The sequence below is a fragment of the Pseudomonas meliae genome (genome assembly GCF_001400515.1).
GTDB lineage: Bacteria > Pseudomonadota > Gammaproteobacteria > Pseudomonadales > Pseudomonadaceae > Aquipseudomonas > Aquipseudomonas amygdali.
This window is the reverse complement of the sequence record NZ_LJQT01000464.1, coordinates 8,433-33,317: the sequence shown is the minus strand read 5'-3', so window position 1 is coordinate 33,317 and position 24,885 is coordinate 8,433. Positions and strand designations below refer to the sequence as shown.

The following is a 24,885-nucleotide window of genomic DNA, read 5'->3' as shown; positions in this document are numbered from 1 at the left end:
TCAGCCATTTCGGCTGCCGGGTTGTCTATGTTCGCCAAAGTGGTACAGCCTGTCGGTTCGCAAAAAGTCGGTCATTATACGGCCGCAAGAAAAACACGCTACCAAGCCGGGCGATTGAAATGCAAACGACCGCATAAGCGGCCGTTTGCAGGTTGTTGCCTTAGGGGGATCAGGCCAGCCGCGAAAGCATCTCCCGCGCTTCGCTTTTCTGTCCGTCATCGCCCTCGGTGACCACTTCGTCAAGAATATCCCGGGCACCGTCTGCATCGCCCATGTCGATATAGGCGCGCGCCAGATCAAGCTTGGTCGCGGCTTCGTCAGTACCGGCCATGAAGTCGAAGTCCGGCTCGTCTTCCAGTGCCGCGGCATCTTCGGCCGTGAACCTTGGTTCATCGAGGGGCGGATGCTCGAGATTCTGCGAAAGCCGGTCCAGCTCGGCATTGACGTCGTCGATTTCGGTCGCGAATGCCTGACTGGCCTGATCGGTTTCAATCTCGTCCGCCAGCGAAAGATCAAAGTCTTCCGGAAGCTCAAGGTCATCACTGACAGGCGGCACAGACGGCGTTTCACCCAGATCAAGCGGGTCACTGCCAAGGCCGAGCAGGAAGTCATCTTCGTTCTTGAGCGCCGGATCTTCTTCGGACAGGTCCAGATCGAAGTCGGCAAGGTCTTCCGGCGTAGTCGCCGCACGGGCCTCTTCTTGTTGCTGCATGATCGACTCGAAGCTCAGCTCCTCGTCATCCGCTGCTGCCTGCACCTTCGGCTCATCCAGCATCAGGTCGTCAAGCTCGTTCACAGTGGTGACTTCAGGCGTGGGCGCTTCTTCGAATTCATCCAGGCTCAAGTCAAAATCGTGATCGAACGGGTCCGCTTCTTCAGCAGGTTCAGCGGCCAGCGGCGTAACCACTTCAGGTGCGGGCTCGGGATCTGCTGTTACAGCGACTTCAGGCTCAGGTTCAACCTCTTGCTCTGCCGAATCATCGGCCAACAGCTCTTCAACATACTTGGCGTCAAGCTCTGCAACCAGCGCAGCAGCACTGGCAGCTGCCGCCGCGGCCACTGCCGGAGCAGCCGACGCAGTAGCAGATTCAGAAACCGCTGGCGCAGCAACAGGCGCTACCGGCTTCAGGGTCGAGTTAAGTTCTTCCTGCTGCTCGACCTCAGCTTCACGCTTTCCCGCTGCCACCAGTTTGCGTTCGTGGGCGGCGTAAGCTTTGTTATTACCCTGCTCGGCGTAGATTTCCATCAGCTTGAGGCGAATATCATCGCGCTTCGGATCTTCCTTCACTGCTTCTTCAAGCAGTTCGACAGCCTGATTCATGCGCCCGTAAGCAATATGGATCTCGGCCTGAAGCAGCGGATCGGCAGGACGTTCGCGAGCGGCGGTGGCAGCGGCGGCACCAGCAGCCCCCATGCGAACGTTCGGTGGTGGCACGTCCAGGCCATCGAAGCTGGCTGGCGGTGCATTCATGTCCATGTCTGAAACAAAATCCGACTCCTCAGCCAGAGCACGCGCCATACGCTTGTGCTTCTCGGCTTCGGCCTTCGCAGCGCGACGACGCGCCAGGAACAACAGCAACAAGGCCAGAATCAACAATACGGCACCGCCGATCAGGCCAAGCAGTACCGGGTTGTTGAGGATTTTCTGCAGCACGTCTTCATCTTCGGCTGCAGCCACCGACTCCACAGCCAGCGGCTGATCGGCTGCAGGAGTCGCAACCTCGGCGGCACCTGCCGGCAATGCATCCTCAGGAGCAATCTCCCCAGCCGGTTTGACCGGAGCTCCATTGGCATCGACCAGCGAAGCAGGCACTGCCGCATTTGCAGGCGTGGTGGCTTCCGGGATGGCAGCAGCCGGAGGCACAGCTGCACCGGCGGCCTGCATTTTGGCCAACTGACCGTTTTTCAGCTCAATCAGTCGCTGTAGCTTGTCGAGCTGGCTTTGCAGGTCGTTCATGCGGCTTTTCAGCTCGGCATTGTCACGGCGCGTGGTGTCCAGAGCTTCCTGAGCCACCGCCAGCTTGTTGCCAAGATCACTGTCACCCGCTGCACCTTTTGCCGCAGGCTTGCCGCTTGCCGAAACCAGGCTCAGGTTGTCGGAGGTATCGACCTTTGAAGGAGCAGCGCCAGCGCGATCACGGCGGGTGGCATCGACCTGGCGCGTGCCGGCAGGCAGGCGACGGCCTTCACGCCAGGCGCTGTACTGCCGGGAAACTTCTGCAACTGCCTGCGGTTGTGGCAACGCGGTGGTTTGCTGCGGAGTCGGAAGGCGCAGCACCTGCCCCTTCTTCAAGCGGTTGATGTTGCCGCCGATGAAGGCTTCCGGGTTCAACGCCTGAATGGCCAGCATGGTTTGCTGGACAGTGCCGCCAGTACGTACCTTCGCGGCAATTTCCCACAACGTATCGTTATTGGCGGTGACATATTGTGCCTGTTTGTCCGCGGCTGGCGGCGGCAATACCGGCGCACTGGCGGCAGGTGCTGGAGCCTCGGGTGCCGCAGCCTCTGTCGACGGCGCGACTGTCGCCAGTTGCGCGGGTGCGGCAGGAGCAGCAGCTGGTGCCGGGGCGGCAGCCGCAGCGGCGGCCTCTGGAGAAAACTTCGGTGGATCGAGCAGAAGGCTGTATTCACGCAGCAACCGGCCATTTGGCCAGAGCACCTGAACCAGGAACTTCACGTAAGGCTCGCGCACCGGCTTGCTGGAAGTAATGCGCAGGACACTTTTACCGCTGGCGTTGATAACCGGGGTAAAAGTGAGATCGTTGAGAAATGCCTGACGGGTAACGCCCGCCTGAGCGAAGTCAGCAGTGGTCGCCAGGCTCGGCACAACTTGCGTTGCGTTAAGCCCCTGCGCCTCAGTCAACTCTATTTCCGCTACCAGGGGCTGATTCAGGGTCGACTTGACCGACAATTCCCCGAGCCCCAGCGCCTGCGCCATACCCGATGACAGCGCTGAAGCCGCAGCGATTGCTAATACCAGTTTACGAACCTGAACCATAGCCCATCCCTTGTTTAAAGATTCCCCGAGATCCGGGGAGGTAGTCCTGCATTTGGGTGTAAGGCGTATCGCCGCTAAAACAATTATTCAAATTGTTGCCAAGTATCTTTTACACATAGTCTTTTATCAACAATTCACCAACCTGCACAGCATTGAGCGCAGCGCCTTTTCGTACATTATCTGACGTCAGCCACAGATTCAGCTGCTCGGGATCGTCAATTCCCGCCCGAACGCGCCCCACATAAACCACGTCCTGCCCTACGGCATCACCCACTGGCGTAGGGTAATCACCCTCATCGACCAGTTCGATTCCGGCGGCAGACTCGAGTGCCGCATTGATCGCCGCAACATCGACCGAACCTGCGGTGCGCAGCGTTACGGTAAAGCTGTCGCCAAAAAACATCGGCACTTGAATGCAGGTAGCAGACACTTTGAGCAATGGCAGCGTCAGCAGTTCGCGTAATTCATCGACCAGACGCCTTTCCAGCGGCAAATGCCCCGACTCGTCAGGCGTCCCGACCTGGGCCAGTACGTTGAACGCCATCTGACGATCAAAAAAGCGGGTTTCCAGCGGGCGGACATTCAATAGCTCGGTAGTCTGACGCGCCAGCTCACTGACGCCTTCGCGCCCGAGTGCGGAGACCGCCAGACAGGCCGTTACTGTCACCGACTGGATATCGATCAACCCGCGCAACGGCGCCAAAGCCAGTGCGACCGCAGTGGCAGAGGCGCTCGGGCTGGCCACCAGAGAGGCGGCCGCGCCGCTGTGCAAAAGCGTAGCATTTATTTCCGGCACGATATTAGGTGCCTGCACGACGGGAAATGCACCGGACAAGTCGACGACCGAGCACCCCGCCGCCACGGCCTTTTCGGCGTAACTGCGGCTTACCGCCGGGCCAGCGGCGAAGAATGCCAGGCGCACCTTGCTGAAGTCGAACTCATCGACTTCCCGTACGCGTACATTCTTGCCCCGAAACGGCACCGAGTGACCCGCAGACTCGATACTTGCCAGCAGGTGCAGACTGCCGACCGGGAAGTTGCGCTCCTCCAGCACCTGGACAACGGTTTCGCCGACAGTACCGGTTGCGCCGATTACGGCGATATCAAAGGACTGGCTCATGCAAAAACCTCAGGGAAATCAGGGAGCGGCACTTTAACTGTCGCACTGGCGACAGGCAATTCAAGCCGGCAAATAGCCGTGTTTTTCAAGGTTCAAGACCCACCGGAAAAAACACGCCATGACTCCAGACACCCAGCCAGCGCTGCCCGTCGATCTTGCGGGAGACCGCCAGCTCGACCAGTTGATAAAAGACATTGCGGTGAATCAGCGCCTCAAGATTGCTCCGCACATGGATATACGGCGCTGGCTCCTGAGTATCAGGGTTTGTCACAACCCGCAAAGGGTGCTCCGGCCCCGCTTCAGTCTGATCCTCGACATTGGTCAGGAAGCGCAGCACCTGACCCTCACCCTCTCCCAGCACCTCAAGGGTTACGGCGACAAAAGGCGCGTCATCGACCTTGATGCCGACTTTCTCGACAGGGGTAATCAGAAAATAGTCATCGCCGTCGCGACGCATGATCGTCGAGAACAACCTGACCATTGGTTTGCGGCCGATCGGCGTGCCCAGGTAATACCATGTCCCGTCTCGGGCGATACGCATGTCGATATCGCCACAGAAATCCGGATTCCACAAATGAACAGGCGGCAACCCCTTGGTTTTGGGGATCTGCGCAAACAGATCACCCGCCTTGTTTGAATCGGTCACTCCACTCTCCTGACGCTGGCTTAACGTTCGACGCCCAATAAGGTACGAGCGTAGTCCTCAAGAGGCGGACCCAGCAAATCTTCGGGGCTTTTGTCGTAAAGCGTCAGCAATCCGCCACGGCTGCGAATGCGCGCGCTGTCGATAAGGTAACGGGTGCTGGTTTCGATCAGCATCAGTTGAATGACACCGCTGTCGACACCCAGACGGTCCACGGCTTCCTGATCGGCCCACTGATCGCCGGTGCCGATGCGATCATCGGCCTTGGCAAAACGGGTGTAGAGCAAATAATGTGCGCCTGCACTGCGCGCCTCGATCATGGCCTCATCCAGGCCCATTGGCCCACGGGCACGGCGGACCATCGGGAAGTACTCGATGAACCCCTTGAATGCCTCTTCAGCCACCACATTGGGCCGCGGATAGGCATTGCCTGGCGGCACGAAGGCACCTTGCGCGATATAAATGAACGAGTCGGGCTGCACACGCCAGTTGGCAGTACGGCGAGTGTCGCTGTGATCGAGCAGACCCGCATCGCTGAATTGCTCGCGAACCCCCTCGCCCATGTCACTGACTTTCATGCAGCCACTCAACGCCAAAAGCGCGAGCAGCATAACCAGGCTACGCATCATCCCCTCCCAAATACCGGTGACGGAAAACCGGCGAATGGTCGTCGGATGCAGCTTCCGCGCCATCTCTGGCACAGCAGGCACCAAAGCCTTGAAGCAGATGCTCAAGACCGGGCCGGGGCGTTATTCCGTAGCAGGGTCGGGTTTGGGCTCGGCGATGACGTCGGCATCGCGCTTGCGCTTGTTGCCCATACGCACGCCGATGTCCATGAGGAAGTGGAAGAAGCCTTCCTGATCTTCCAGCACATTGCTCCAGAACGGCGAGTGGTACAGCGCAACGGCGCCATGCACCAGCGCCCAGGCGGCACAGTAGTGGTAGTAAGGCGGGACATCTTCGAGCTTGCCTTCGGTGATGCGGCCTTTGATCAGCAGGGTCAGGTGTTCGAAGTTGGAGGCGCGGATCTTGTGGAGCTCTTCGACCAGCTCGGGCACCTGATTGCCCTTGACCACTTTTTCCTCCAGGCGGTCGAACAGGCGATAGCGCTGCGGATCACGCATACGGAATTCGAAGTAGGCACGTGAGAGTGCCTCCTTGTCCTTGTCGACATCAGCGGAGTGCAGCAGCTCGTTCAGGTCCCGCTCATAGTCGAGCATCAGGCGCAGATAGATTTCTGCCTTGGACTTGAAGTGCTTGTAGATGGTGCCTTTACCAATGCCGACGGCGTCCGCGATCATCTCGACAGTGACGCTGTCTTCGCCCTGCTCCAGGAACAGCTTTAGCGCGGTGTCGAGAATTTCCTGCTCACGGCGGCGAAATTCACGGACCTTACGAGGTTCTTTCTGCATAGAGAGGTCTGTCAGGATCGAAATCGAAGCCGGGTATTATGCCCAATCGGCGCTAAATTGCACGGATCATCCTTACTTGTCGACCTTTATGAACGAAACCGGCGAAAAATTCGCATTTTGGCGTCCGCTTCGCAAACCGAACACACGACGGTATGCTACGACGCAGGCAGTACCAGGGATGCAGCAACAAACTCCAGGTAACCCGTGATCACTACATACAACGTGAAATAGGCAAAGATCAGCGCCGAGGCAATGTAGGACCAGCGCAACATACGCTCCCCCATGAAACGCCCACCCTGATGTGCCAGCGCACACAGCGAGATCGACCAGACCACGCCCGCCGCAACGAACCCGGCAAGAAAGGTCGAGGCACTGGCAAGATCAGAACCCTGTCGAGCAATCAGCGCACCGCCGACTGCAGCAAACCAGAGAATGGCGCTGGGTGATGACATCGCCAGAAAAATTCCGCGCAGGAACAACGCCAGGCTGGATTTTTCCGATTGAACATCCTGATTATCGAGGCCGGCACTGACCGCGGTGGCACTCATGACCATCCTGAAGCAGAACCAGGCCAACACCGCCGTACCGCCGAGCCAGAGCACGTAGCGTACGGCTTCATATTGCAGCAGCACCGCCATGCCGAGCATGGCCAGGACCGCATAGGCCAGATCGCCGACACAGGTTCCCAACCCAAGCCACAGCCCCTTGGAAAAGCCGCGCTGCATGGACAGCGTGATCATGGCTATGTTTGCCAGGCCAATATCCAGGCATAACGACAGACTCAGTAGAAAACCGTTGGAAAACTCCACTCGAACACTCCGACCAGGCACTGAAAAACCTCGGCATGCCTGACCTGCTGGCGTACACGGGCAAATTTGATGCGATGGCCTTGTATCCCGTCCGGCAAAAAGTGCTCATCAAGGACTCAAGAATCGCTTTAGTATTCCAAAACTGTTTAAAAAACGATCACAAGGCACTGGACGGTACGCCATGCTGGGCAATACTTAAGCCACTGACGGGTCATCATTCCCCAAATGACTCGCCAGTAAAGGTGCCTAAGGACTAGCGTGCCTTTGTTTTACTCCTAATGGTCTTAACCCGGCTTCACCCCCCCAGAATCCGGGTTTTTTTTGCCCGCGATTTGCCGTCAGTCAACGTGTACGCCACTCAGCGTTGAACATGCGCCAGCGGGAACAGGCGAGCGAAGTTAGCGGTGGTCTGCTCGGCGAAATGTTCGTAGGACTCGCCCCGTAGCATCGCCAGAAACTCGGCAACTTCGCGTACGTACTGCGGCAGATTCGGTTTGCCCCGATAAGGGATAGGCGCAAGGTACGGGGAATCGGTTTCGACCAGCAGCCGGTCAGCGGGGACTTGCCTTGCGACATCCCGCAGGGCGTCGGCGTTGCGAAAGGTCACGATGCCGGACAGCGAGATGTAGTAACCCATATCCAGCGCCGCCCTGGCCATCTCCCAGTCTTCGGTAAAGCAATGCAGAACGCCCGCCTGAGGCAGCGCCGCATCACGCAGAAGGCTCAATGTATCGGCGCGCGCGCCACGGGTATGGATGATCACCGGCTTGCCAGTGACACTGGCTGCCTCCAGGTGCAACCGAAAAGAAGCCTGCTGCAGCTCGGCAGCTTCGGGTTCGTAGTGATAGTCCAGACCGGTTTCACCTATCGCCACCACTCGCGGGTGATCCAGCTCCTTGAGCAACCAGTCCAGAGGCGGCATCTCACCGGGCTTCACGTCCAGCGGATGAATGCCTACCGAGCAGTCGACATCGGCGTAGCGCTCGGCGAGCGCCTTGACCGCGCCTGCATTGTCGGCGCTGACACCGATACATAGAAAATGCCCGACCCCTCTGCCCCGAGCGGCTTCAAGGGCTGCATCCAGCGAACCGTCGTGCTGGGCAAGGTCAAGGCGATCAAGGTGACAATGGGAGTCTACAAGCATGGGTTAAAACACAACTACATCGTATGGGTTGGACGATCGGACTTCAGAGCACCGACCAGATGAGTTTCGATCAGATTGCGCGCGGTATTGTCGCCATCATTGAATTGCACGCCGACACCGGCAGTCCGGTTGCCCTGCGCACCTTTTGGCGTAATCCAGGCGACGCGGCCAGCCACCGGAACCTTCTCCGGTTCGTCCATCAGATTGAGCAGCATGAACACTTCATCACCCAGCTTGTAGCTTTTGCTGGTGGGGATGAACAGCCCGCCGTTTCTGTTTCTGATGAATGGCATGTAGGCAGCGTAAAGCACGGATTTGTCCTTGATGGTCAGGGACAGAATGCCATTACGTGGACCTGTGTTCAGCGGCAGACTCATGACAACACCTCAACGGTTCCGGATAACGCCGAGTCTACGCCTGTCCCGGCAGGCCTGCCCACTGCACCAGCAATGCTTCAAGCAGCAAGACCCGGTTTAGATTGGCCTTGGACATGACTTTTTGCCTCTGTGCCAGAATCCAGTCCTGGATCTCCAGCACTTTTGCGCGAGAAGACTTCTGCGCCAGGTATTGAACGACCTTGCGCATGTCGCCAAGACCAAGGCCTTCCTCGTCCTGCGTCATCTGATAGCGCAGGATCAGGTGCGACCAGTCACAGAACCAGTCGAACAACAATAACAACGGGATATCCTTCCAGCCTTCGGCCAGCTGGGTAGCCGATTGCTGTTGCTTGAGTAGCTTCTTGACGCCATCCACCACCAGCGCGCGTTGTTCGCGAACGCCTTGCGTGTAAAGTGCCACGGCAGCCAGCGGCGACCCCGCTGCCAGCGTCAGCAATTCGAAGCGTTCTTCCTGCGTGCAATCAGGCAGGGCATTGCCCAGCCAGTCCAGACTCATCTGCTCACTGGGCAATGGGCAGGCCTGCTGCACACAGCGACTTTTTACCGTTGGCAGCAAGCGGCTCGGCTGATGGCTGACCAGCAATAGAACGGTATTGCCCGACGGCTCCTCAAGACTCTTCAACAAGGCATTGGCAGCGTTGATGTTCATCGCTTCCACCGGCTCGACAAGCACCACCTTGCGACCGCCCATCTGGGCGGTCTGCACCACAAAGCTCACCAGGTCACGGACCTGATCAACCTTGATCGGCTTGTCTGCTTCTTCCGGCTCCAGCACATAGTTGTCCGGATGACTGCCAGCCGCCAGCAGCAGGCAGGATTTGCAATGCCCGCAGGCCTCAAGCGCTTCGGGAGCCTTGCACAGCAGGCTGGCCATCAGGCGCTCGGCCAGTGCCCGCTTGCCGATACCAGCCGGACCGTGCAGCAGATAGGCATGAGCGTGCTGAGCACGACCGGCCATCTGCTGCCAGAGTGATGCCTGCCAGGGGTAGGCTTCAGCCACGTCGCAGCTCCAGCAACTGCGGCAGCAATGCATCAAGGGAAGCCTGAACGTCAGCCAGCGGCTGGGCCGCGTCCACCAGACGATACCGCGCAGGATCCGCCTTCGCCCGCTGCAGATAAGTCGAGCGCACCGCGTCGAAGAAAGCCCGGCCTTCCTGCTCGAAGCGATCGAGTCGGCCACGTGCTGCGGCACGTGACAGACCGATTTCCACCGGCAGGTCAAACACCAGCGTCAGATCAGGCCGCAGATCGCCTTGAACAAACTCTTCCAACACGGCAATACGCTGCTGAGACAAGCCGCGGCCACCACCTTGATACGCGTAGGTTGCATCGGTAAACCGATCACAAAGCACCACCTCGCCACGCGCCAGAGCCGGGCGAATGACCTCGGCCAGGTGTTGTGCGCGCGCGGCAAACACCAGCAGCAGTTCGGTGTCGGCACTCATGGCTTCATCACTGGGAGCCAGCAGCAGTTCGCGAATGCGCTCGGCCAGCGGAGTGCCGCCCGGCTCGCGGGTCAGCAATACCTGAACGCCCTGCGCGCGCAGCTGTGCCGCCAGGTATTCGCGATTGGTACTTTTGCCAGCACCTTCCGGACCTTCAAGGGTGATAAACAAGCCAGTCACAGGTAATCCTTAATTATTGCCATCATTGCGCATTCGGCTCGGGCTGAGGGGCATCCGTTGCAGTCGCAGGCTCGGGCTCTGAAGAGGGAGAATCAGTTGATGGTGCCGGTGCAGCAGGTGCCGGGCTGGAGCGATAATCTGCGCGGCGCTTGAGCTGATAGTCACGCACCGCTGAGTTATGGGCATCCAGATCGTCCGAGAACACATGGCTGCCGTCCCCCTTGGCTACGAAATACAGGCTGCTGCCCGCTACCGGGTTGAGCGCGGCATGAATCGCCTCGCGCCCCACCAGTGAAATCGGTGTCGGCGGCATACCGGCTATCACGTAGGTATTGTAAGGCGTGGGTTCCTTGAGATTGGCCCGGGTCAACTTGCCGTTGTAGCGCTCGCCCATGCCATAGATCACGGTCGGATCAGTCTGCAACTGCATGCCCAGCTTCAAGCGACGCACGAATACACCCGCAATCTGGCCGCGCTCCTGAGGTACGCCGGTTTCCTTCTCGACCAGCGACGCCATGATCAGGGCCTGATAAGGATTGGAATACGGAGCCTCAGACGACCTGGCGTTCCATTCTTCATCCAGCACTTCTTCCAGACGACTGTAAGCCTGCCTGAGCAATTCGGCATCGGTCATGCCGCGCACATAGCGATAGGTGTCAGGAAAGAAACGCCCTTCAGGGAATACATCGGGATGGCCGATTTTTGCCATCAGCTCGCCGTCGGACAAGCCAGCCAGCGTTTGATCGAGCTTGGCCTGTTTGGCCAGCGCAGCACGCACCTGACGGAAATTCCAGCCCTCGACCAGCGTCAGGCTGTATTGCACAACCTCCTTGCGCTTCCAGACGTCGAACAGCCCCTTGACGTTCATGCCCGGCACCATGCGGTATTCGCCGCTGTGCAGTGCCTGTCCGGAGAGGTTGAAACGCCAGTAGAGGCGCAACCAGAAGGCGTCCTTGATCACGCCATCGGCCTGCAGTCGATTAAGCACACCGGTCGGCGTTGAGCCGGCCGGGACATCCAGCAGTTGCTCCTGAGCGACTTCGAGCGGCTGGTTCAGCGCCTGATGTTGCTGCCAGAACGCAAAGCCGAGCAGAAGGCCTGCCAGAACGACAGCTGTTTCCAGCAACACCAATATTTTTCGGATCACAAATCAGATATCCAGAAGGGTGCGAGCAATACCTTGCAGTTTACGGGTGAGCGGCCCGACCGGCCAGCTCAAGACTGTAAAGCCGCGAACCGGCCAGACGCCGTAGACGCTATTGCATAGAAACACTTCGTCCGCCGATTCAAGGTCGGACAGGTGCAAATCACGGATATCGACAACCAGTCCCAGGTTTCGTGCCTGATCCAGTAACTCGGCACGCATCACCCCCGCTACCCCGCAGCGGCTCAGATCGGCAGTCAGCAGGCGGCCCTGGCTTACCAGAAACAGATTGCTGTAGACACCCTCGATCAATCGCCCGGAGGTATCGCGCATCAAGCCTTCGGCATGCTCGCTATCGCTCCATTCCGAGCGGGCCAGCACCTGTTCCAGGCGATTCAGATGCTTGAGTCCAGCCAGAAGCGGCTGTTCCGCCAGACGCGTCTGGCAGGCAAACAGGCGCACGCCCTGCTCGGCATGCACACCCGGATAGGCTGGCGCAGAGCCGCCCTGCAGGATTCGACGCGATTGGGCATTGGAGGCTGGAGCGTAACCGCGCTGGCTGTCGCCGCGGGTAAGGACCAGCTTCATGACCCCATCGCCAAGCTCTGCAGCGAAGCGGGTCATTTCTGCACGGATAAGCGCATGATCGGTTGCGATCGACAAGCGCGCGCATCCGTTTTCGAGACGCTGCAGATGGCGCTCCAGGAGCAATGGCTGCCCGGCCTTGACGACGATGGTTTCAAACACTCCATCGCCGTAGGCCAGCCCCCGGTCCTTGAGGGACAAGGCGTCTGCGGGGCAGCCATCGACCCAGGCGGGCATTACTCGGCGAACCGACGGAATACCAGCGAGCCGTTGGTGCCACCGAAGCCGAAGGAGTTCGACAGAACGACGTCGATCGGCATGCGGCGCGCTTCGTGAGGCACGAAATCCAGATCGCAGCCTTCGCTTGGCTCATCCAGGTTGATGGTCGGCGGAGCCACCTGATCAACCATTGCCAGAACACTGAAGATCGCCTCGACAGCACCAGCAGCACCCAGCAGGTGGCCGGTCATCGACTTGGTCGAACTGACAGCCAGCTTGTAGGCATGATCGCCAAATACCGACTTGATCGCAGAAGCCTCGGCCAGATCGCCCGCAGGCGTCGACGTACCGTGTGCGTTGATGTACTGAACCTGATCGGCATTGACCTTGGCGTCACGCAACGCATTGACGATGCAGCGTGCAGCACCGGCACCGTCATCAGGTGGCGAGGTCATGTGATAGGCATCGCCGCTCATGCCGAACCCGACCAGCTCAGCGTAGATGGTCGCACCACGCGCCTTGGCGTGCTCAAGTTCTTCAAGCACCATCGCACCCGCACCGTCGGACAGGACGAAACCATCACGGCCTTTGTCCCAGGGACGACTGGCACGGGTCGGGTCGTCGTTGCGGGTCGACAGCGCACGCGCGGCACCGAAACCACCCAGCCCCAGGCCACAGGCAGCCATTTCAGCGCCACCGGCAATCATCACGTCCGCTTCGTCATAGGCGATGTTGCGAGCCGCCATGCCGATGCAGTGGGTCGCCGTGGTGCAAGCCGTGGCGATGGAGTAATTAGGCCCCTGTGCACCCAGATGGATAGACAGGAAACCGGAAATCATGTTGATGATCGAGCCCGGCACGAAAAACGGAGAAATCCGTCCTGGCCCTTGCTCGTGCAGCAGACGACTGCTGTTTTCGATATTGGTCAGACCACCGATACCCGAACCCATCGCGACGCCGATGCGTTCACGATTTGCATCAGTGACTTCGAGGCCTGCATTACGCACCGCCTGAAAGCTGGCCGCGAGGCCATACTGAATGAAGAGATCGAGCCGACGCGCTTCTTTGGGCGCGAGGTATTCTTCGACGTTGAAACCCTTGACCGAACCGCCGAAACGGGTGGTGAAGGCCGACAAGTCCGTGTGCTCGATAAGGCCAATGCCACTGCGGCCCGCCAGAATGCCCTGCCAACTGCTGGGCACGTCATTGCCCAGTGGCGAAAGCATGCCCATCCCGGTGACCACGACGCGTCTACGCGACACAGGACTCTCCTTCTCTCTTGTTTACGGAACAATCAGTTACGAACAATCACAGCATTTTCTAAAGAAAAAACCGCACGCCGGTTAAAGCAGTGCGGTTTTCCCGTGACAGCAGTCAGCGATTACAAATCTTAAGCCTGGTGGCTAGTGACGTAGTCGATTGCTGCTTGAACGGTAGTGATCTTTTCCGCTTCTTCGTCAGGGATTTCGGTCTCGAATTCCTCTTCCAGAGCCATTACCAGCTCGACAGTGTCCAGGGAGTCAGCGCCCAGGTCTTCAACGAAAGAAGCAGTGTTGACAACCTCTTCTGATTTGACGCCAAGTTGCTCTGCAACGATTTTCTTGACGCGCTCTTCGATGGTGCTCATACCTAGTTTTAACTCCTAGTGGAAATGTTCAGGCATCTGGCCAGTGGGTAAGTGTATAGAAGAGGTTTTGCGAATTTCAAGCTTAACGCTCTTCCCTTATGCCCAACCGTACCTTTGCCCATGCATAGATTGCAGCTTTATAACGGATTTTAGACAGCTCGTATGACATTTTTTTGAAACAGGTGGTCACATTAGCTCATGTACATGCCGCCGTTAACAGGGATTGTGGCCCCGGTAACGTACCCTGCGCCTTCGGAGGCAAGAAAAGCGACTACATGCGCAATCTCTTCAGCCTGCCCCAGACGGCCCAGGGGTATCTGGGTAATCAGTGACTCACGCTGAGCCTCAGGCAGCTCACGCGTCATATCGGTGTCGATGAAACCGGGCGCAACCGAATTAACGGTTACTGCCCGCGAACCCACTTCACGGGCCAGAGCCCTGCTGAAACCTTCCAGCCCGGCCTTCGCGGAAGCATAGTTTACTTGACCGGCGTTGCCCATGGCACCCACAACCGAACCAATGCTGATAATACGGCCCCAACGCGCTTTGGTCATGCCGCGCAAAACACCCTTGGAAAGGCGGAAAAGGCTGTTCAGGTTGGTGTTGACGACGTCATACCATTCGTCATCTTTCATGCGCATCATCAGATTATCACGTGTGATGCCGGCATTATTGACCAGAATCAACGGTGCACCGACGCGCTCCTGAATGGTCGACAGGACCGAATTCACGGACTCGGCATCGCAGACATCGAGCATCAGGCCAAAGCCTTCGATGCCGTTCTCCTTGAACGTCGCACTGATGCGCTCGGCGCCGGACTCAGAGGTCGCGGTGCCCACAACGACAGCACCATTGCGACCCAATTCCAGGGCGATGGCTTGACCAATACCGCGACTCGCACCGGTTACCAGTGCAACTTTACCTTGAAGGCTCATACAGGCTTCTCCTAATCAGGCCAGTGCCGCGCGCGCGGCGGCAAAGGCGTCCGGGGTATCAAGGTTGTAAGTAATCACGCCTTCGGCGCAACGCTTGTTCAGACCGGCCAGGACTTTGCCCGGCCCACATTCCACAAGCTGGTTCGCACCACGGCTGGCCAGACATTGAATGGATTCAACCCAGCGAACCGGCTTGTACAACTGTTCCAGCAAGTCACGCTTGAGCGTCGCCAGATCACTGACCGCGCTGGCGCTGACGTTCTGTACCAATGCGATTTCAGGTGCCTGCCATTCAATGGCTTCAACAGCCTCGGCGAAACGCTCGGCGGCCGGGCGCATCAGTTCGCAGTGCGACGGCACGCTGACCGGCAACGGCAATGCACGCTTGGCCCCCCGCGCCTTGCACAGCTCCATGGCGCGCTTGACGGCCTCGGCGGAACCGGCGATCACCACCTGGCCCGGCGAGTTGAAATTCACCGCACTGACAACTTCGCCCTGCGCGGCTTCGGCACAGGCAGCGATAACGTCGGCGTCATCAAGACCCAGAATAGCGGCCATGCCGCCTTGACCGGCCGGCACCGCTTCCTGCATCAACTGGCCACGACGCTCGACGAGCTTTACCGCATCAGCCAGGCTCAGGCTTTGCGCAGCTACCAGCGCACTGTATTCACCCAGACTGTGACCTGCGACGAACGCAGGAACGGCGCCGCCCTCAGCCAGCCACACATGCCACAAGGCTATGGAAGCAGTCAGAATGGCAGGCTGGGTCTTGTCGGTCTGATTGAGCAACTCGACAGGACCGCTCTGGGTCAACGCCCACAGGTCATAGCCAAGGGCTTCGGAAGCCTGCTCGAAAGTGTCGAGAATCAACGGATGTTGCGCGCCTTGCTCGGCGAGCATGCCGAGAGATTGCGATCCTTGACCCGGAAAGACGAATGCGAGGGATGCAGACATTTGACAAGCCTCTGAATTATTGTCGCCAAAATGGGCGTCCGGACAGGCCGAACGCGGGTATTCAAATTTACATGACTGATCGGTTGGATGACTGACCAGTCTGATGCGTCACATTTTCAGGCTCCGCCGTTCTGGAGAAGCAATTCAAGCCGCCCCTTCAGGCGCTGCGGCAGGTTTTCACGGGATTCAACGATCGCTCGCTGAATCGCACTCTGGAACCCTGAAACACTGGCCGAACCGTGGCTTTTCACCACAACCCCCTGCAACCCGAGCAAGCTCGCGCCATTATGACGAGCAGGTGCCAGATCAGTCTGCAGTCGCTTGAGCAACGGCAACGCCAATGCTCCGACAGCCCTGCTTAGCAAATTGCGGTTGAACAGTGTATCGATTCTGGCGGCAATCATGGTCGCCAGACCTTCGCTCGACTTGAGCAGTACATTGCCGACAAAGCCATCACACACCACAACGTCAGCCTCACCCCGGTACAAACCGTCGCCTTCGATGTAGCCAATGTAGTTGAGCCCCAGGGCTGCCTGCAGAAGACCAGCGGCAAGCTTGACCTGCTGATTGCCCTTGATGTCTTCCGTGCCCACGTTAAGCAAGGCAACCCTGGGTTTTGTGACACCCAGGGTCTCGGCAAGAACAGAGCCCATTACCGCAAACTGATAAAGCGCCTCGGCGCTGCAATCGACGTTCGCACCCAGGTCGAGCAACTGGCAATGGCCAGACCGGGTGGGAATGGCTGCGATCATCGCGGGACGGTCGATACCGGGCAAGGTCTTGAGCACAAACCGCGAAAGCGCCATCAGCGCACCGGTATTACCAGCGCTGACACATGCCTGGGCCTGCCCGCTCGCAACAAGCTCAAGCGCAACGCGCATGGACGAGTCAGGCTTGCCACGCAGGGCCTGGGACGGGCGCTCGTCCATTGCAATGGCTTCATTGGCGTTTACGACACGCAGGCGCGAGCGATCCACAGCACCATGACGGGCAATGAGTTCTTCAATCAGGGAGGCTTGGCCGACGAGGACCAGATGAAGCGAGGGCGTAGCTGTCAGGCACGCGAGGCTTGCCTGAACAATGTTGCGGGGACCAAAGTCCCCGCCCATTGCGTCGATCGCGATGATCGGAGCGGACAAGAAATTACTCGTCAGCGCCCTTGTCGATCACTTTACGACCACGGTATACGCCTTCTGGCGATACGTGGTGACGCAGGTGAATTTCACCAGTGGTCTTTTCTACCGACAGAGTGCTTGCCTCAAGAGCGTCGTGCGAACGACGCATGTCACGGGCAGAGCGGGATTTTTTGTTCTGCTGAACAGCCATAATTGATTAACTCCTAAACGTTTGGGTCACGCTTTAACTGCGCCAATACACTGAACGGGTTGGACCGCGTTACCTCGTCCACGCTCGGTTCGGGCTCATCGAGACCCGCCGGTTGCTGGCATTCTTCAGGATGATGAGCAGGCACAATGGGCAAGGCGAGCAATAGCTCCTCCTCGATCAATGCCAGCAGATCCAAAGGATCTTCGCCCAGTTCCAGCACGTCATAACCTTTCGGTAACGACTGGGTATTCGCACCCTCCTTCACCACGGCGTGACTGAATTCGCTGTGGATCGGCAGGGTCACCAGCTCAAGACAACGCTGGCAAACCATCTTGACCGGGACGTCTATCGAACTGTGGATAACCACAGAACGGCGTTCGTCACGCTCAAAAACGAATTTCGCCTGCACCGTACCGACAGTATCGGCAAGCGGGTCGCAGAGTCTCTTCAAATCGCCCAGCAGCACTTCACCCTGAAGGGTAGTGCCGCGATCAGACAATTTGCGCGGGTCAACGTGAGATGGAATCGGGTCATTCAACATAGGCGCAGCATTCTAGGGATGCCCCCTTGGCATGTCAAAGGAAATTCAGGCCTGTTCGTCACTCCGGCCACTCTTTAGAATCGACGCTCAGCCTACGGAGAACCGCATGCCATCCCTGCTCCTTGCCTCCAGCTCTTCATACCGGCGCGAACTACTCACTCGCCTGCGCCTGCCATTCACCTGCAAGTCCCCGGACATTGATGAAAGTCACCGACCGGACGAAACCGCACACGACCTCGTTCGACGCCTTGCCTTAAAGAAAGCCGAGGCGCTGGCGGGCGAATATCCGCATCACCTGATCATTGGCTCCGATCAGGTTGCCGTCCTAGACGGGCAGATACTCGGCAAGCCACATACCTTCGAGCGCGCACTTGAGCAACTGACGGCTGCCAGTGGCACCAGCGTAACCTTCCTGACCGGACTGGCCCTGCTTAATAGCTCGACAGGCGAGCATCAGGTCGATTGCGTACCCTTTACCGTGCACATGCGCGAACTCGATCAAGCCAGCATCGAACGCTATCTGCATGCAGAGCAACCTTATGACTGCGCCGGCAGCTTCAAGGCTGAAGGGTTGGGGGTTAGCCTGTTTCGCAGCACCGAAGGCAGCGACGCGACCAGCCTGATCGGCCTGCCACTGATACGCCTTGTGGACATGCTAATAAAGGAAGGGGTCAGCGTACCCTGACGCTCAGACAAAGAACCCGGCCATTGGCCGGGTTCTTCATTTCTGCATCAAGCCGTCAGCGCAGGCTTGGACCGTTGAAGCCGACCAGCATGGCAATGCGCTCAGCGATACTGGTGCCCAGCTTTTTCGAAAAGCGGTCGAAAGGCGACTCTTCGACGGTATATTCGACGATATCCTTTTCCTTGATCACATCCCGCGCGACATAACTGGCGCTGCCAAGACCGTCCACCAGACCGAGCGCAACGGCCTGCTCACCGGTCCAGATCAACCCCGAAAACAGCTCGGGATGATCCTTGTCCTTCAGACGATCGCCACGACCCTGCTTGACGCTGGCAATGAACTGACGATGCGTTGTGTCCAGCACACCTTGCCAGAAGCCTTCTGCGGCTGGAACGGATCAAGGAATGCCTTGTGCTCGCCCGATGTGTAGGTACGACGATCAACGCCGAGCTTGTCCATGGCACCGACAAACCCGAACCCCGCCGCCGTCACACCGATCGAACCCACCAGACTGGCCTTGTCGGCGTAAATCTGGTCAGCGGCACTGGCGATGTAATAAGCACCCGAAGCACCCAGGTCGGTAATGACCGCATACACCTTGATGTCCGGCTTTGCAGCACGCAGACGACGGATTTCGTCATAGACATAGCCCGACTGCACAGGACTGCCGCCCGGGCTGTTGATACGCAGAATCACGCCCTTGGTTTTCTCATCCTCGAACGCCTTCTGCAGCGCCGTGACGATATTCTCGGCACTGGCCGACTCCTTGTCGGCAATCCCCCCTTGCACATCAATCAGCGCGGTGTGGCTGGAGCGGCGCGATGTACCACCTTCGAAATCCAGCATCGGAACGACCACTGCAACGAACAGAAACGCGAACGTCAGCAGCTTGAAGAAGATCCCCCAGCGACGCGCACGACGCTGCTCCTGAACACTGGCCAGCAGCGTCTTTTCCAGAAGTTTCCAGCTTTTTGCTTCTTCCTTGCCATTGATGCCCTCGTCCGCGCTTTGCGAGACGGGTGCCTTCCATTCGTCAGACATGTTCCAATCACTCCAACCCTAAAACTAGACGCCGCGCCCATTCAACCAGGTGCGCAGCTCGGAAAAATGCTCAATAGCCAATCGTGGCTGAAACTGGCGCAACGACTCCAGCGACTGAGCGCCATAACCCACCGCAACCGAATCCATACCTGCGTTGCGGGCCATCAGCAGATCGAATGACGCATCGCCGATCATCAACGAACGCTGCGGCGCAACATCACAATGCGCCATGATCTCGTTCAACATCAGCGGGTCCGGCTTGCTGGCGGTTTCGTCGGCAGCCCGGGTGGCATCGAAGTAATCTCCCCAGCCATTGGCCTGCAGCACCCGATCCAGCCCACGGCGCGCCTTGCCGGTAGCGACCGCCAGACGATAGCCGTCCTCGCGAAACGCCTGCATCGACTCCAGAACGCCCTCGAACAGCGGCGAAGGCACGTTATCCATGGCCATGTAGCTGTCAGCGTAGCGTTGCCGAAAGTCGATCACCTGACTGTCGCTGATCTGCGGATAAAGGGTTCGAATCGCCTCGGGCAGACCCAGACCGATAATGCCCTTGATCGCCGGATCATCACGAACCTCCAGATCAGTCTCGATAGCCGCGGTACGCATGGCCAGAACAATTCGCCCCACAGAGTCGGCCAGCGTGCCGTCCCAATCGAAAATCAACAGGTCGTAATTACGGCGCACTCAAACGCTCCACTGTCCTGGCCCACATTTCGTCCACAGGCGCCTGCACATTCAGTTTGCTGCCATCGGGCATCGGTACCGTCAGCATATAGGCGTGCAGGAACAGACGCTTGCCGCCCAGATCACGAATCTCGCGACTGAAATTCTCGTCACCGTATTTGGTATCGCCTGCAATGGCGTGCCCCGCATGCAGCGTGTGCACGCGGATCTGGTGCGTGCGCCCGGTCACCGGCTTGGCTTCGACCATTGTGGCAAAGTCACCGAAACGACGCAGTACCTTGAAGATCGTCAGAGCCTCCTTGCCCTCTTCATTCACTTCGACCATGCGCTCGCCGGAGCGCAGATTGCTTTTCATCAGCGGCGCACGCACCTGTTTCTGAGCCGTTGCCCAGTTACCGCGGACCAGCGCCATGTAGCGCTTGTCGACGCCGTCGCCGCGCAGGGCTTCGTGCAGATGACGCAGCATGCTGCGTTTCTTGGCAATCATCAGCAGACCGGACGTGTCGCGATCGAGACGGTGCACCAGTTCGAGCTCCTTGGCATCCGGACGCAACTGACGAAATGCTTCGATTACCCCGAAACTCAGGCCGCTGCCGCCATGCACAGCGATACCCGCAGGCTTGTTGAGCACGATCAGCGCCTTGTCTTCGTAGACAATCGCAGCCTCGAGGCGCTGCAGCAGAGCCTGCGCAACCGGCACCGGCTCGTCGCGCTCAGGCACGCGTACTGGAGGAATGCGCACGATATCGCCTGCCTGCAACTTATACTCCGGCTTGATCCGCCCCTTGTTCACACGCACTTCGCCTTTGCGCAAAATGCGGTAAATCAAGGTTTTGGGCACACCCTTGAGATAAGTGATCAGAAAATTATCGATGCGTTGACCGGCAAGTTCCGGGGCAACCTCAACCAGCTGGACGCCGGGGGTTGGAGGGGCAATATTCGTCATGCCGCAAATGATAACAATTTTTTATGGATTTGAAGCACTTAATGATTGCTGCTATAGTCGCGAACGCCGCCAAAAGCGGCCGGACAGCGGACCAACGGTTGACAACCGGCCCTGACCAACGCAATTCACAAGGACGGGAGGCCGTCCTACGCAGTGTTCGGTGACAACGGAGCACGCTGAAAACGTAACGAGCGCAGGTGACATGAGGCCGGAAACACGCCTGACAGCAGAGCAGACAGCTCGCTGCCGGTGCGGACAGTTCATTGCCAGTTCACAAAGTGCAGTCGCTTTCAGACGCTACGAGCGAATGCTTCGGGAACAACGCCTCAAGCCATGATGCGCGACCTTCCCTATCGAAGATCGCGGTAAATGCCAACCCGCTGCGGATTCTGCGCGCGGCAGCACCCGAATTATCAGGGATACGTGTAGGGTGGAGACGCACAACCATCGGACTGTGTAGCACAAGGCTTGTTCTAGACGCTTCATCTCGTCCGCTACCGATGGTCGATTCCTCCTCCTGACAAAGCTTTTGCTGAAAAGGGTGTCTTATGCCACCACAGCAAGCAGGAAACGTCGTCGCGACCCTCCGCCCCCTCTGGGCGAGGACCTCGCTAGACACTGGAGTGTCCAACCACTCCTGACGTGCCCTGACACCGACCGTGAGAAGTCGTGTGTGCCGAACGCCGTTTCCGGCAGCCCGGAAACCGACGGTACTACATGAAAAGAATGCTGATTAACGCAACTCAACCCGAAGAGTTGCGTGTTGCACTGGTAGACGGCCAGCGCCTCTACGACCTGGACATCGAGTCAGGTGCACGCGAGCAGAAGAAGGCCAACATCTATAAAGGCCGAATCACTCGCATCGAACCCAGCCTTGAGGCTGCCTTTGTCGATTTCGGCTCTGAGCGCCACGGCTTTCTGCCCCTCAAGGAAATCTCCCGCGAGTACTTCAAGAAAGCCCCTGAAGGCCGCGTCAACATCAAGGACGTCCTGAGCGAAGGCCAGGAAGTCATCGTTCAGGTCGAGAAAGAAGAGCGTGGCAACAAGGGCGCAGCCCTGACCACCTTCATCAGCCTGGCAGGCCGTTATCTGGTCCTGATGCCGAACAACCCTCGCGCCGGTGGCATCTCGCGCCGTATCGAAGGCGAAGAGCGCAACGAACTGCGTGAAGCCCTCAACGGCCTGATCGCTCCAGCCGACATGGGTCTGATCGTTCGTACTGCCGGCCTGGGCCGCAGCAGCGAGGAAATGCAGTGGGACCTCGATTACCTGCTGCAACTGTGGACCGCCATCAAGGAAGCGTCCCTGGACCGTTCGGCCCCTTTCCTGATCTATCAGGAAAGCAACGTCATTATCCGCGCCATCCGTGACTACCTGCGTCAGGACATCGGCGAAGTCCTGATCGACAGCGTCGAAGCCCAGGAAGAAGCCCTGACCTTCATCCGCCAGGTGATGCCGCAGTACGCCAGCAAGATCAAACTGTACGAAGACAGCGTTCCACTGTTCAACCGCTTCCAGATCGAAAGCCAGATCGAAACCGCCTTCCAGCGCGTGGTCGAACTGCCTTCCGGCGGCTCCATCGTCATCGATCCGACCGAAGCCCTGGTGTCCATCGACATCAACTCGGCGCGTGCCACCAAAGGCAGCGACATCGAAGAAACCGCCCTGCAGACCAACCTTGAAGCGGCTGAGGAAATCGCCCGTCAATTGCGTCTGCGCGACATCGGCGGCCTGATCGTCATCGACTTCATCGACATGACACCGGCCAAGAACCAGCGCGCCGTGGAAGAAAAAGTCCGCGAAAGCCTGGAAGCCGACCGCGCCCGCGTTCAGATCGGTCGCATTTCACGCTTCGGCCTGCTGGAAATGTCCCGCCAGCGTCTGCGCCCATCGTTGGGCGAAAGCAGCGGCATCGTCTGCCCTCGCTGCAATGGAACCGGCATCATCCGTGACGTCGAATCGCTTTCTCTGGCCATTCTGCGCCTGATCGAAGAAGAAGCCCTGAAAGACCGCACTGCAGAAGTGCGCGCTCAGGTGCCGATCCCGGTCGCTGCGTTCCTGCTCAACGAGAAACGCAACTCGATCACCAAGATCGAACTGCGCACCCGTGCGCGCATCATCATCCTGCCGAACGACCAGCTGGAAACCCCGCACTTCGAAGTTCAGCGTCTGCGTGATGACAGCCCGGAAGCACACAACAGCCAGACCAGCTACGAAATCGCCGCGGCTGCAGCCGAAGTGGAAGAAATCGCCCCGCTGGCTGCCGCAACCCGCACTCTTGTTCGCCAGGAAGCAGCCGTCAAGACTGCACCTGCTCGTGCCAATGCGCCGGTTCCGGTAGAAGCCGTTGCGCCTGCCCCAACGCCTGCACCGGTCGCTCACGAGCCGAGCCTGTTCAAGGGCCTGGTGAAATCCCTGGTCAGCCTGTTTGCGACCAAGGAAGAGCCTGCCGCTCCGGTAGTGGTTGAAAAACCTGCTGCCGAACAGCGTCCGGCCCGTAACGAGGAACGCCGCAACGGTCGCCAACAGAGCCGTGGCCGTAACAACCGTCGTGACGAAGAGCGCAAGCCTCGTGAAGAACGCGCCCCCCGCGAGGAACGTGCACCTCGTGAAGAACGCGCACCTCGTGAAGAGCGTACCGTTCGCGAACCGCGTGAAGCCCGCGAGGATTCAGCACCACGTGAAGAGCGTCCAGCCCGTACTTCCCGCGAGCGCAAGCCACGTGAAGCACGCGAAGATCGTCCGGTCCGCGAACTGCGCGAGCCTCTGGATGCAGCCCCTGCCGTAAACCTTGCTCGTGAAGAGCGTCCTGAACGCGCACCACGCGAAGAACGCCAGCCGCGCGCGCCTCGCGAAGAACGTCAACCACGCGCCGAACAGGCCGCGGCTGCCGTGAGCGAAGAGGAAGTGCTGCTCAACGAAGAGCAGATCAATGACGAGAACCAGGAAGGCAACGACGGTAGCGAAGGCGACCGCCCTCGCCGCCGCTCCCGTGGCCAGCGTCGTCGCAGCAACCGTCGTGAGCGTCAACGTGATGCCAATGGCAACGTGATCGAAGGCTCTGAAGAAAACGGTTCCGAAGAAAACGGCTCGGCAGAAAATGCTGAACAAGGCAGCAGCGCCACCGATCTGTCGGCTGGCCTGGGATTCACCGCAGCAGCTGCGGCTGGCGGCGTGATCAGCGCCACAGCAGAAGCCGATGCACACCAGCAGGCCGAGCGAGCCAACAGCACTGCTGTAGACGCTCCAGCCGTAGAGCCTGCGCAGCAAGCGCCTGTTGCCGAAGCCAATACCGCCAAGGCACCGGAAGCTGACGCACCGGCAATTGAAGCATCCACTCCAGAAACTCCGGCAGCAGCAGAACCGGTCGTTGAAGTGCCTGCTGTTGAAGCGCCGGTTGCGGATAATGCGCCAGTCGCCAAACCGGCTCCGGAAGTAGAGGTTCAACCTGCTGCGGTCGAAGCACCTGCCATTGCCGCGCAGACCGAGCTGTTCGAAGCGCCGCATGCAGAGCGCGTCGTGCCGTTCACACCAACGCCAGAGCCAGCGCCACAAGCGCCGGTCGAAGCAGCGGCTCATGAAGAAGTGCCAGCCACTGAATCGTCCGAACTGCCAACGCCTGCTGCTACTGCTGCCGAGCCTGTCGTCGTGAAGGAGGAGCCTGCTCCTTACGTCGCGCCCAAGGCCGTCGAAGAAGCAGCGCCTGCACCTGCAGAGCAACAACCTGTGATCGTGGAAACACAGGTCGCACCGGTCAGCAGCACCGGCCGTGCACCGAACGATCCTCGTGAAGTTCGTCGTCGCAAGCGTGAAGAAGAAGCACGCCGTCAGCAGGAAGCCGCTGCGGCCAGCACTCCAGTCATCGCCGAAGCAGCACCTGTTGCCGCTGAAGCAGAATCGGTCCAGCCTTCTCAGGCTATCGAGGAAAAGACTGAAGAAGCGGCGACTGAGCAACCAGCAGTCAAACCGCAACATGAGGCCGAGAAAGAAAACGAGCCTAAACCACTCGTCTAACTCCGCCCCATGAAAAAGCCCCGCCTGTGCAA

Annotated in this window: 23 protein-coding genes and 1 pseudogene; 2 read left to right on the top strand and 22 right to left on the bottom strand. The window is 58.8% G+C overall.

Annotated features, from left to right (window positions below):
* Positions 1-169: 169 nt before the first annotated feature.
* The 19 genes from ALO64_RS21390 to ALO64_RS21300 all read right to left on the bottom strand — a co-directional run bounded on the left by ALO64_RS21390 (position 170) and on the right by ALO64_RS21300 (position 17,480).
* On the bottom strand, positions 170-2,998 hold the full coding sequence (locus ALO64_RS21390) for a FimV/HubP family polar landmark protein (protein ID WP_044343534.1): 2,829 nt from the start codon (positions 2,996-2,998) through the stop codon (positions 170-172).
* 109 nt (positions 2,999-3,107) lie between these two features.
* Positions 3,108-4,118, bottom strand: coding sequence for an aspartate-semialdehyde dehydrogenase (locus tag ALO64_RS21385; RefSeq protein ID WP_044343533.1), 1,011 nt, complete (start codon positions 4,116-4,118; stop codon positions 3,108-3,110).
* A gap of 85 nt (positions 4,119-4,203) precedes the next feature.
* On the bottom strand, positions 4,204-4,764 hold the full coding sequence (locus ALO64_RS21380; protein ID WP_002552703.1) for a DUF1285 domain-containing protein: 561 nt from the start codon (positions 4,762-4,764) through the stop codon (positions 4,204-4,206).
* Positions 4,765-4,784: 20 nt separating this feature from the next.
* Complete coding sequence (locus tag ALO64_RS21375) at positions 4,785-5,387, bottom strand: DUF4823 domain-containing protein (RefSeq protein ID WP_002552702.1); 603 nt, start codon at positions 5,385-5,387, stop codon at positions 4,785-4,787.
* Positions 5,388-5,510: 123 nt separating this feature from the next.
* Positions 5,511-6,173 carry a TetR/AcrR family transcriptional regulator gene (locus tag ALO64_RS21370; protein ID WP_004657874.1) on the bottom strand — a complete coding sequence of 221 codons (663 nt, stop codon included), beginning with the start codon at positions 6,171-6,173 and terminating at the stop codon, positions 5,511-5,513.
* A gap of 155 nt (positions 6,174-6,328) precedes the next feature.
* Entirely contained in the window at positions 6,329-6,982 is a 654-nt protein-coding gene (locus ALO64_RS21365; RefSeq protein WP_044343532.1) for a LysE family translocator, read from the bottom strand.
* A 358-nt stretch (positions 6,983-7,340) separates the two neighbouring features.
* Positions 7,341-8,126, bottom strand: coding sequence for a TatD family hydrolase (locus tag ALO64_RS21360; protein WP_002552699.1), 786 nt, complete (start codon positions 8,124-8,126; stop codon positions 7,341-7,343).
* Positions 8,127-8,140: 14 nt separating this feature from the next.
* The gene (locus ALO64_RS21355) at positions 8,141-8,503 is read right to left on the bottom strand and encodes a PilZ domain-containing protein (RefSeq protein WP_044343531.1); all 363 of its coding nucleotides are present in this window, start codon (positions 8,501-8,503) and stop codon (positions 8,141-8,143) included.
* A gap of 34 nt (positions 8,504-8,537) precedes the next feature.
* On the bottom strand, positions 8,538-9,524 hold the full coding sequence (locus ALO64_RS21350; protein WP_005733914.1) for a DNA polymerase III subunit delta': 987 nt from the start codon (positions 9,522-9,524) through the stop codon (positions 8,538-8,540).
* Positions 9,517-10,149: a dTMP kinase gene (tmk, locus tag ALO64_RS21345; RefSeq protein ID WP_002552696.1), complete on the bottom strand. Its 633-nt coding sequence runs from the start codon at positions 10,147-10,149 to the stop codon at positions 9,517-9,519. The genes ALO64_RS21350 and tmk overlap by 8 nt, the downstream gene beginning before the upstream one ends.
* A gap of 22 nt (positions 10,150-10,171) precedes the next feature.
* Positions 10,172-11,296, bottom strand: coding sequence for an endolytic transglycosylase MltG (gene mltG, locus ALO64_RS21340; protein WP_002552695.1), 1,125 nt, complete (start codon positions 11,294-11,296; stop codon positions 10,172-10,174).
* Between the two features lie 3 nt (positions 11,297-11,299).
* Positions 11,300-12,115, bottom strand: a complete 816-nt coding sequence (gene pabC, locus ALO64_RS21335; RefSeq protein WP_044343530.1) for an aminodeoxychorismate lyase — start codon at positions 12,113-12,115, stop codon at positions 11,300-11,302.
* Positions 12,115-13,359 carry a beta-ketoacyl-ACP synthase II gene (gene fabF, locus ALO64_RS21330; RefSeq protein WP_002552693.1) on the bottom strand — a complete coding sequence of 415 codons (1,245 nt, stop codon included), beginning with the start codon at positions 13,357-13,359 and terminating at the stop codon, positions 12,115-12,117. The genes pabC and fabF overlap by 1 nt, the downstream gene beginning before the upstream one ends.
* Positions 13,360-13,487: 128 nt before the next feature.
* Positions 13,488-13,724, bottom strand: a complete 237-nt coding sequence (acpP, locus tag ALO64_RS21325; RefSeq protein ID WP_002552692.1) for an acyl carrier protein — start codon at positions 13,722-13,724, stop codon at positions 13,488-13,490.
* A 191-nt stretch (positions 13,725-13,915) separates the two neighbouring features.
* Positions 13,916-14,659 (bottom strand): 3-oxoacyl-ACP reductase FabG, encoded by a 744-nt coding sequence (gene fabG, locus ALO64_RS21320; protein WP_003318510.1) that lies wholly within the window; start codon positions 14,657-14,659, stop codon positions 13,916-13,918.
* A gap of 15 nt (positions 14,660-14,674) precedes the next feature.
* Positions 14,675-15,613 carry an ACP S-malonyltransferase gene (gene fabD, locus ALO64_RS21315; RefSeq protein ID WP_032701831.1) on the bottom strand — a complete coding sequence of 313 codons (939 nt, stop codon included), beginning with the start codon at positions 15,611-15,613 and terminating at the stop codon, positions 14,675-14,677.
* A 116-nt stretch (positions 15,614-15,729) separates the two neighbouring features.
* A complete protein-coding gene (gene plsX, locus ALO64_RS21310) occupies positions 15,730-16,752 on the bottom strand; it encodes a phosphate acyltransferase PlsX (RefSeq protein ID WP_044343529.1) in 1,023 nt (340 codons plus the stop codon).
* A gap of 4 nt (positions 16,753-16,756) precedes the next feature.
* Complete coding sequence (gene rpmF, locus ALO64_RS21305) at positions 16,757-16,939, bottom strand: 50S ribosomal protein L32 (RefSeq protein WP_002552688.1); 183 nt, start codon at positions 16,937-16,939, stop codon at positions 16,757-16,759.
* A gap of 13 nt (positions 16,940-16,952) precedes the next feature.
* Positions 16,953-17,480 carry a YceD family protein gene (locus tag ALO64_RS21300; protein WP_044343528.1) on the bottom strand — a complete coding sequence of 176 codons (528 nt, stop codon included), beginning with the start codon at positions 17,478-17,480 and terminating at the stop codon, positions 16,953-16,955.
* Positions 17,481-17,586: 106 nt separating this feature from the next.
* On the opposite strand from ALO64_RS21300, the gene ALO64_RS21295 reads away from it, so the two are divergent.
* A complete protein-coding gene (locus tag ALO64_RS21295; RefSeq protein WP_002552686.1) occupies positions 17,587-18,165 on the top strand; it encodes a Maf family protein in 579 nt (192 codons plus the stop codon).
* A 55-nt stretch (positions 18,166-18,220) separates the two neighbouring features.
* Here ALO64_RS21295 and ALO64_RS21290 read toward each other — a convergent pair.
* The 3 genes and pseudogenes from ALO64_RS21290 to rluC form a co-directional block, all read right to left on the bottom strand.
* Positions 18,221-19,206: pseudogene (locus tag ALO64_RS21290) on the bottom strand (S49 family peptidase).
* 24 nt (positions 19,207-19,230) lie between these two features.
* A complete protein-coding gene (locus ALO64_RS21285; protein ID WP_002552684.1) occupies positions 19,231-19,893 on the bottom strand; it encodes an HAD-IA family hydrolase in 663 nt (220 codons plus the stop codon).
* Complete coding sequence (rluC, locus tag ALO64_RS21280; protein ID WP_044343527.1) at positions 19,883-20,839, bottom strand: 23S rRNA pseudouridine(955/2504/2580) synthase RluC; 957 nt, start codon at positions 20,837-20,839, stop codon at positions 19,883-19,885. The genes ALO64_RS21285 and rluC overlap by 11 nt, the downstream gene beginning before the upstream one ends.
* Positions 20,840-21,565: 726 nt before the next feature.
* Here rluC and rne point away from each other — a divergent pair.
* Positions 21,566-24,853, top strand: coding sequence for a ribonuclease E (rne, locus tag ALO64_RS21275; RefSeq protein ID WP_044343526.1), 3,288 nt, complete (start codon positions 21,566-21,568; stop codon positions 24,851-24,853).
* Positions 24,854-24,885 lie beyond the last annotated feature (32 nt).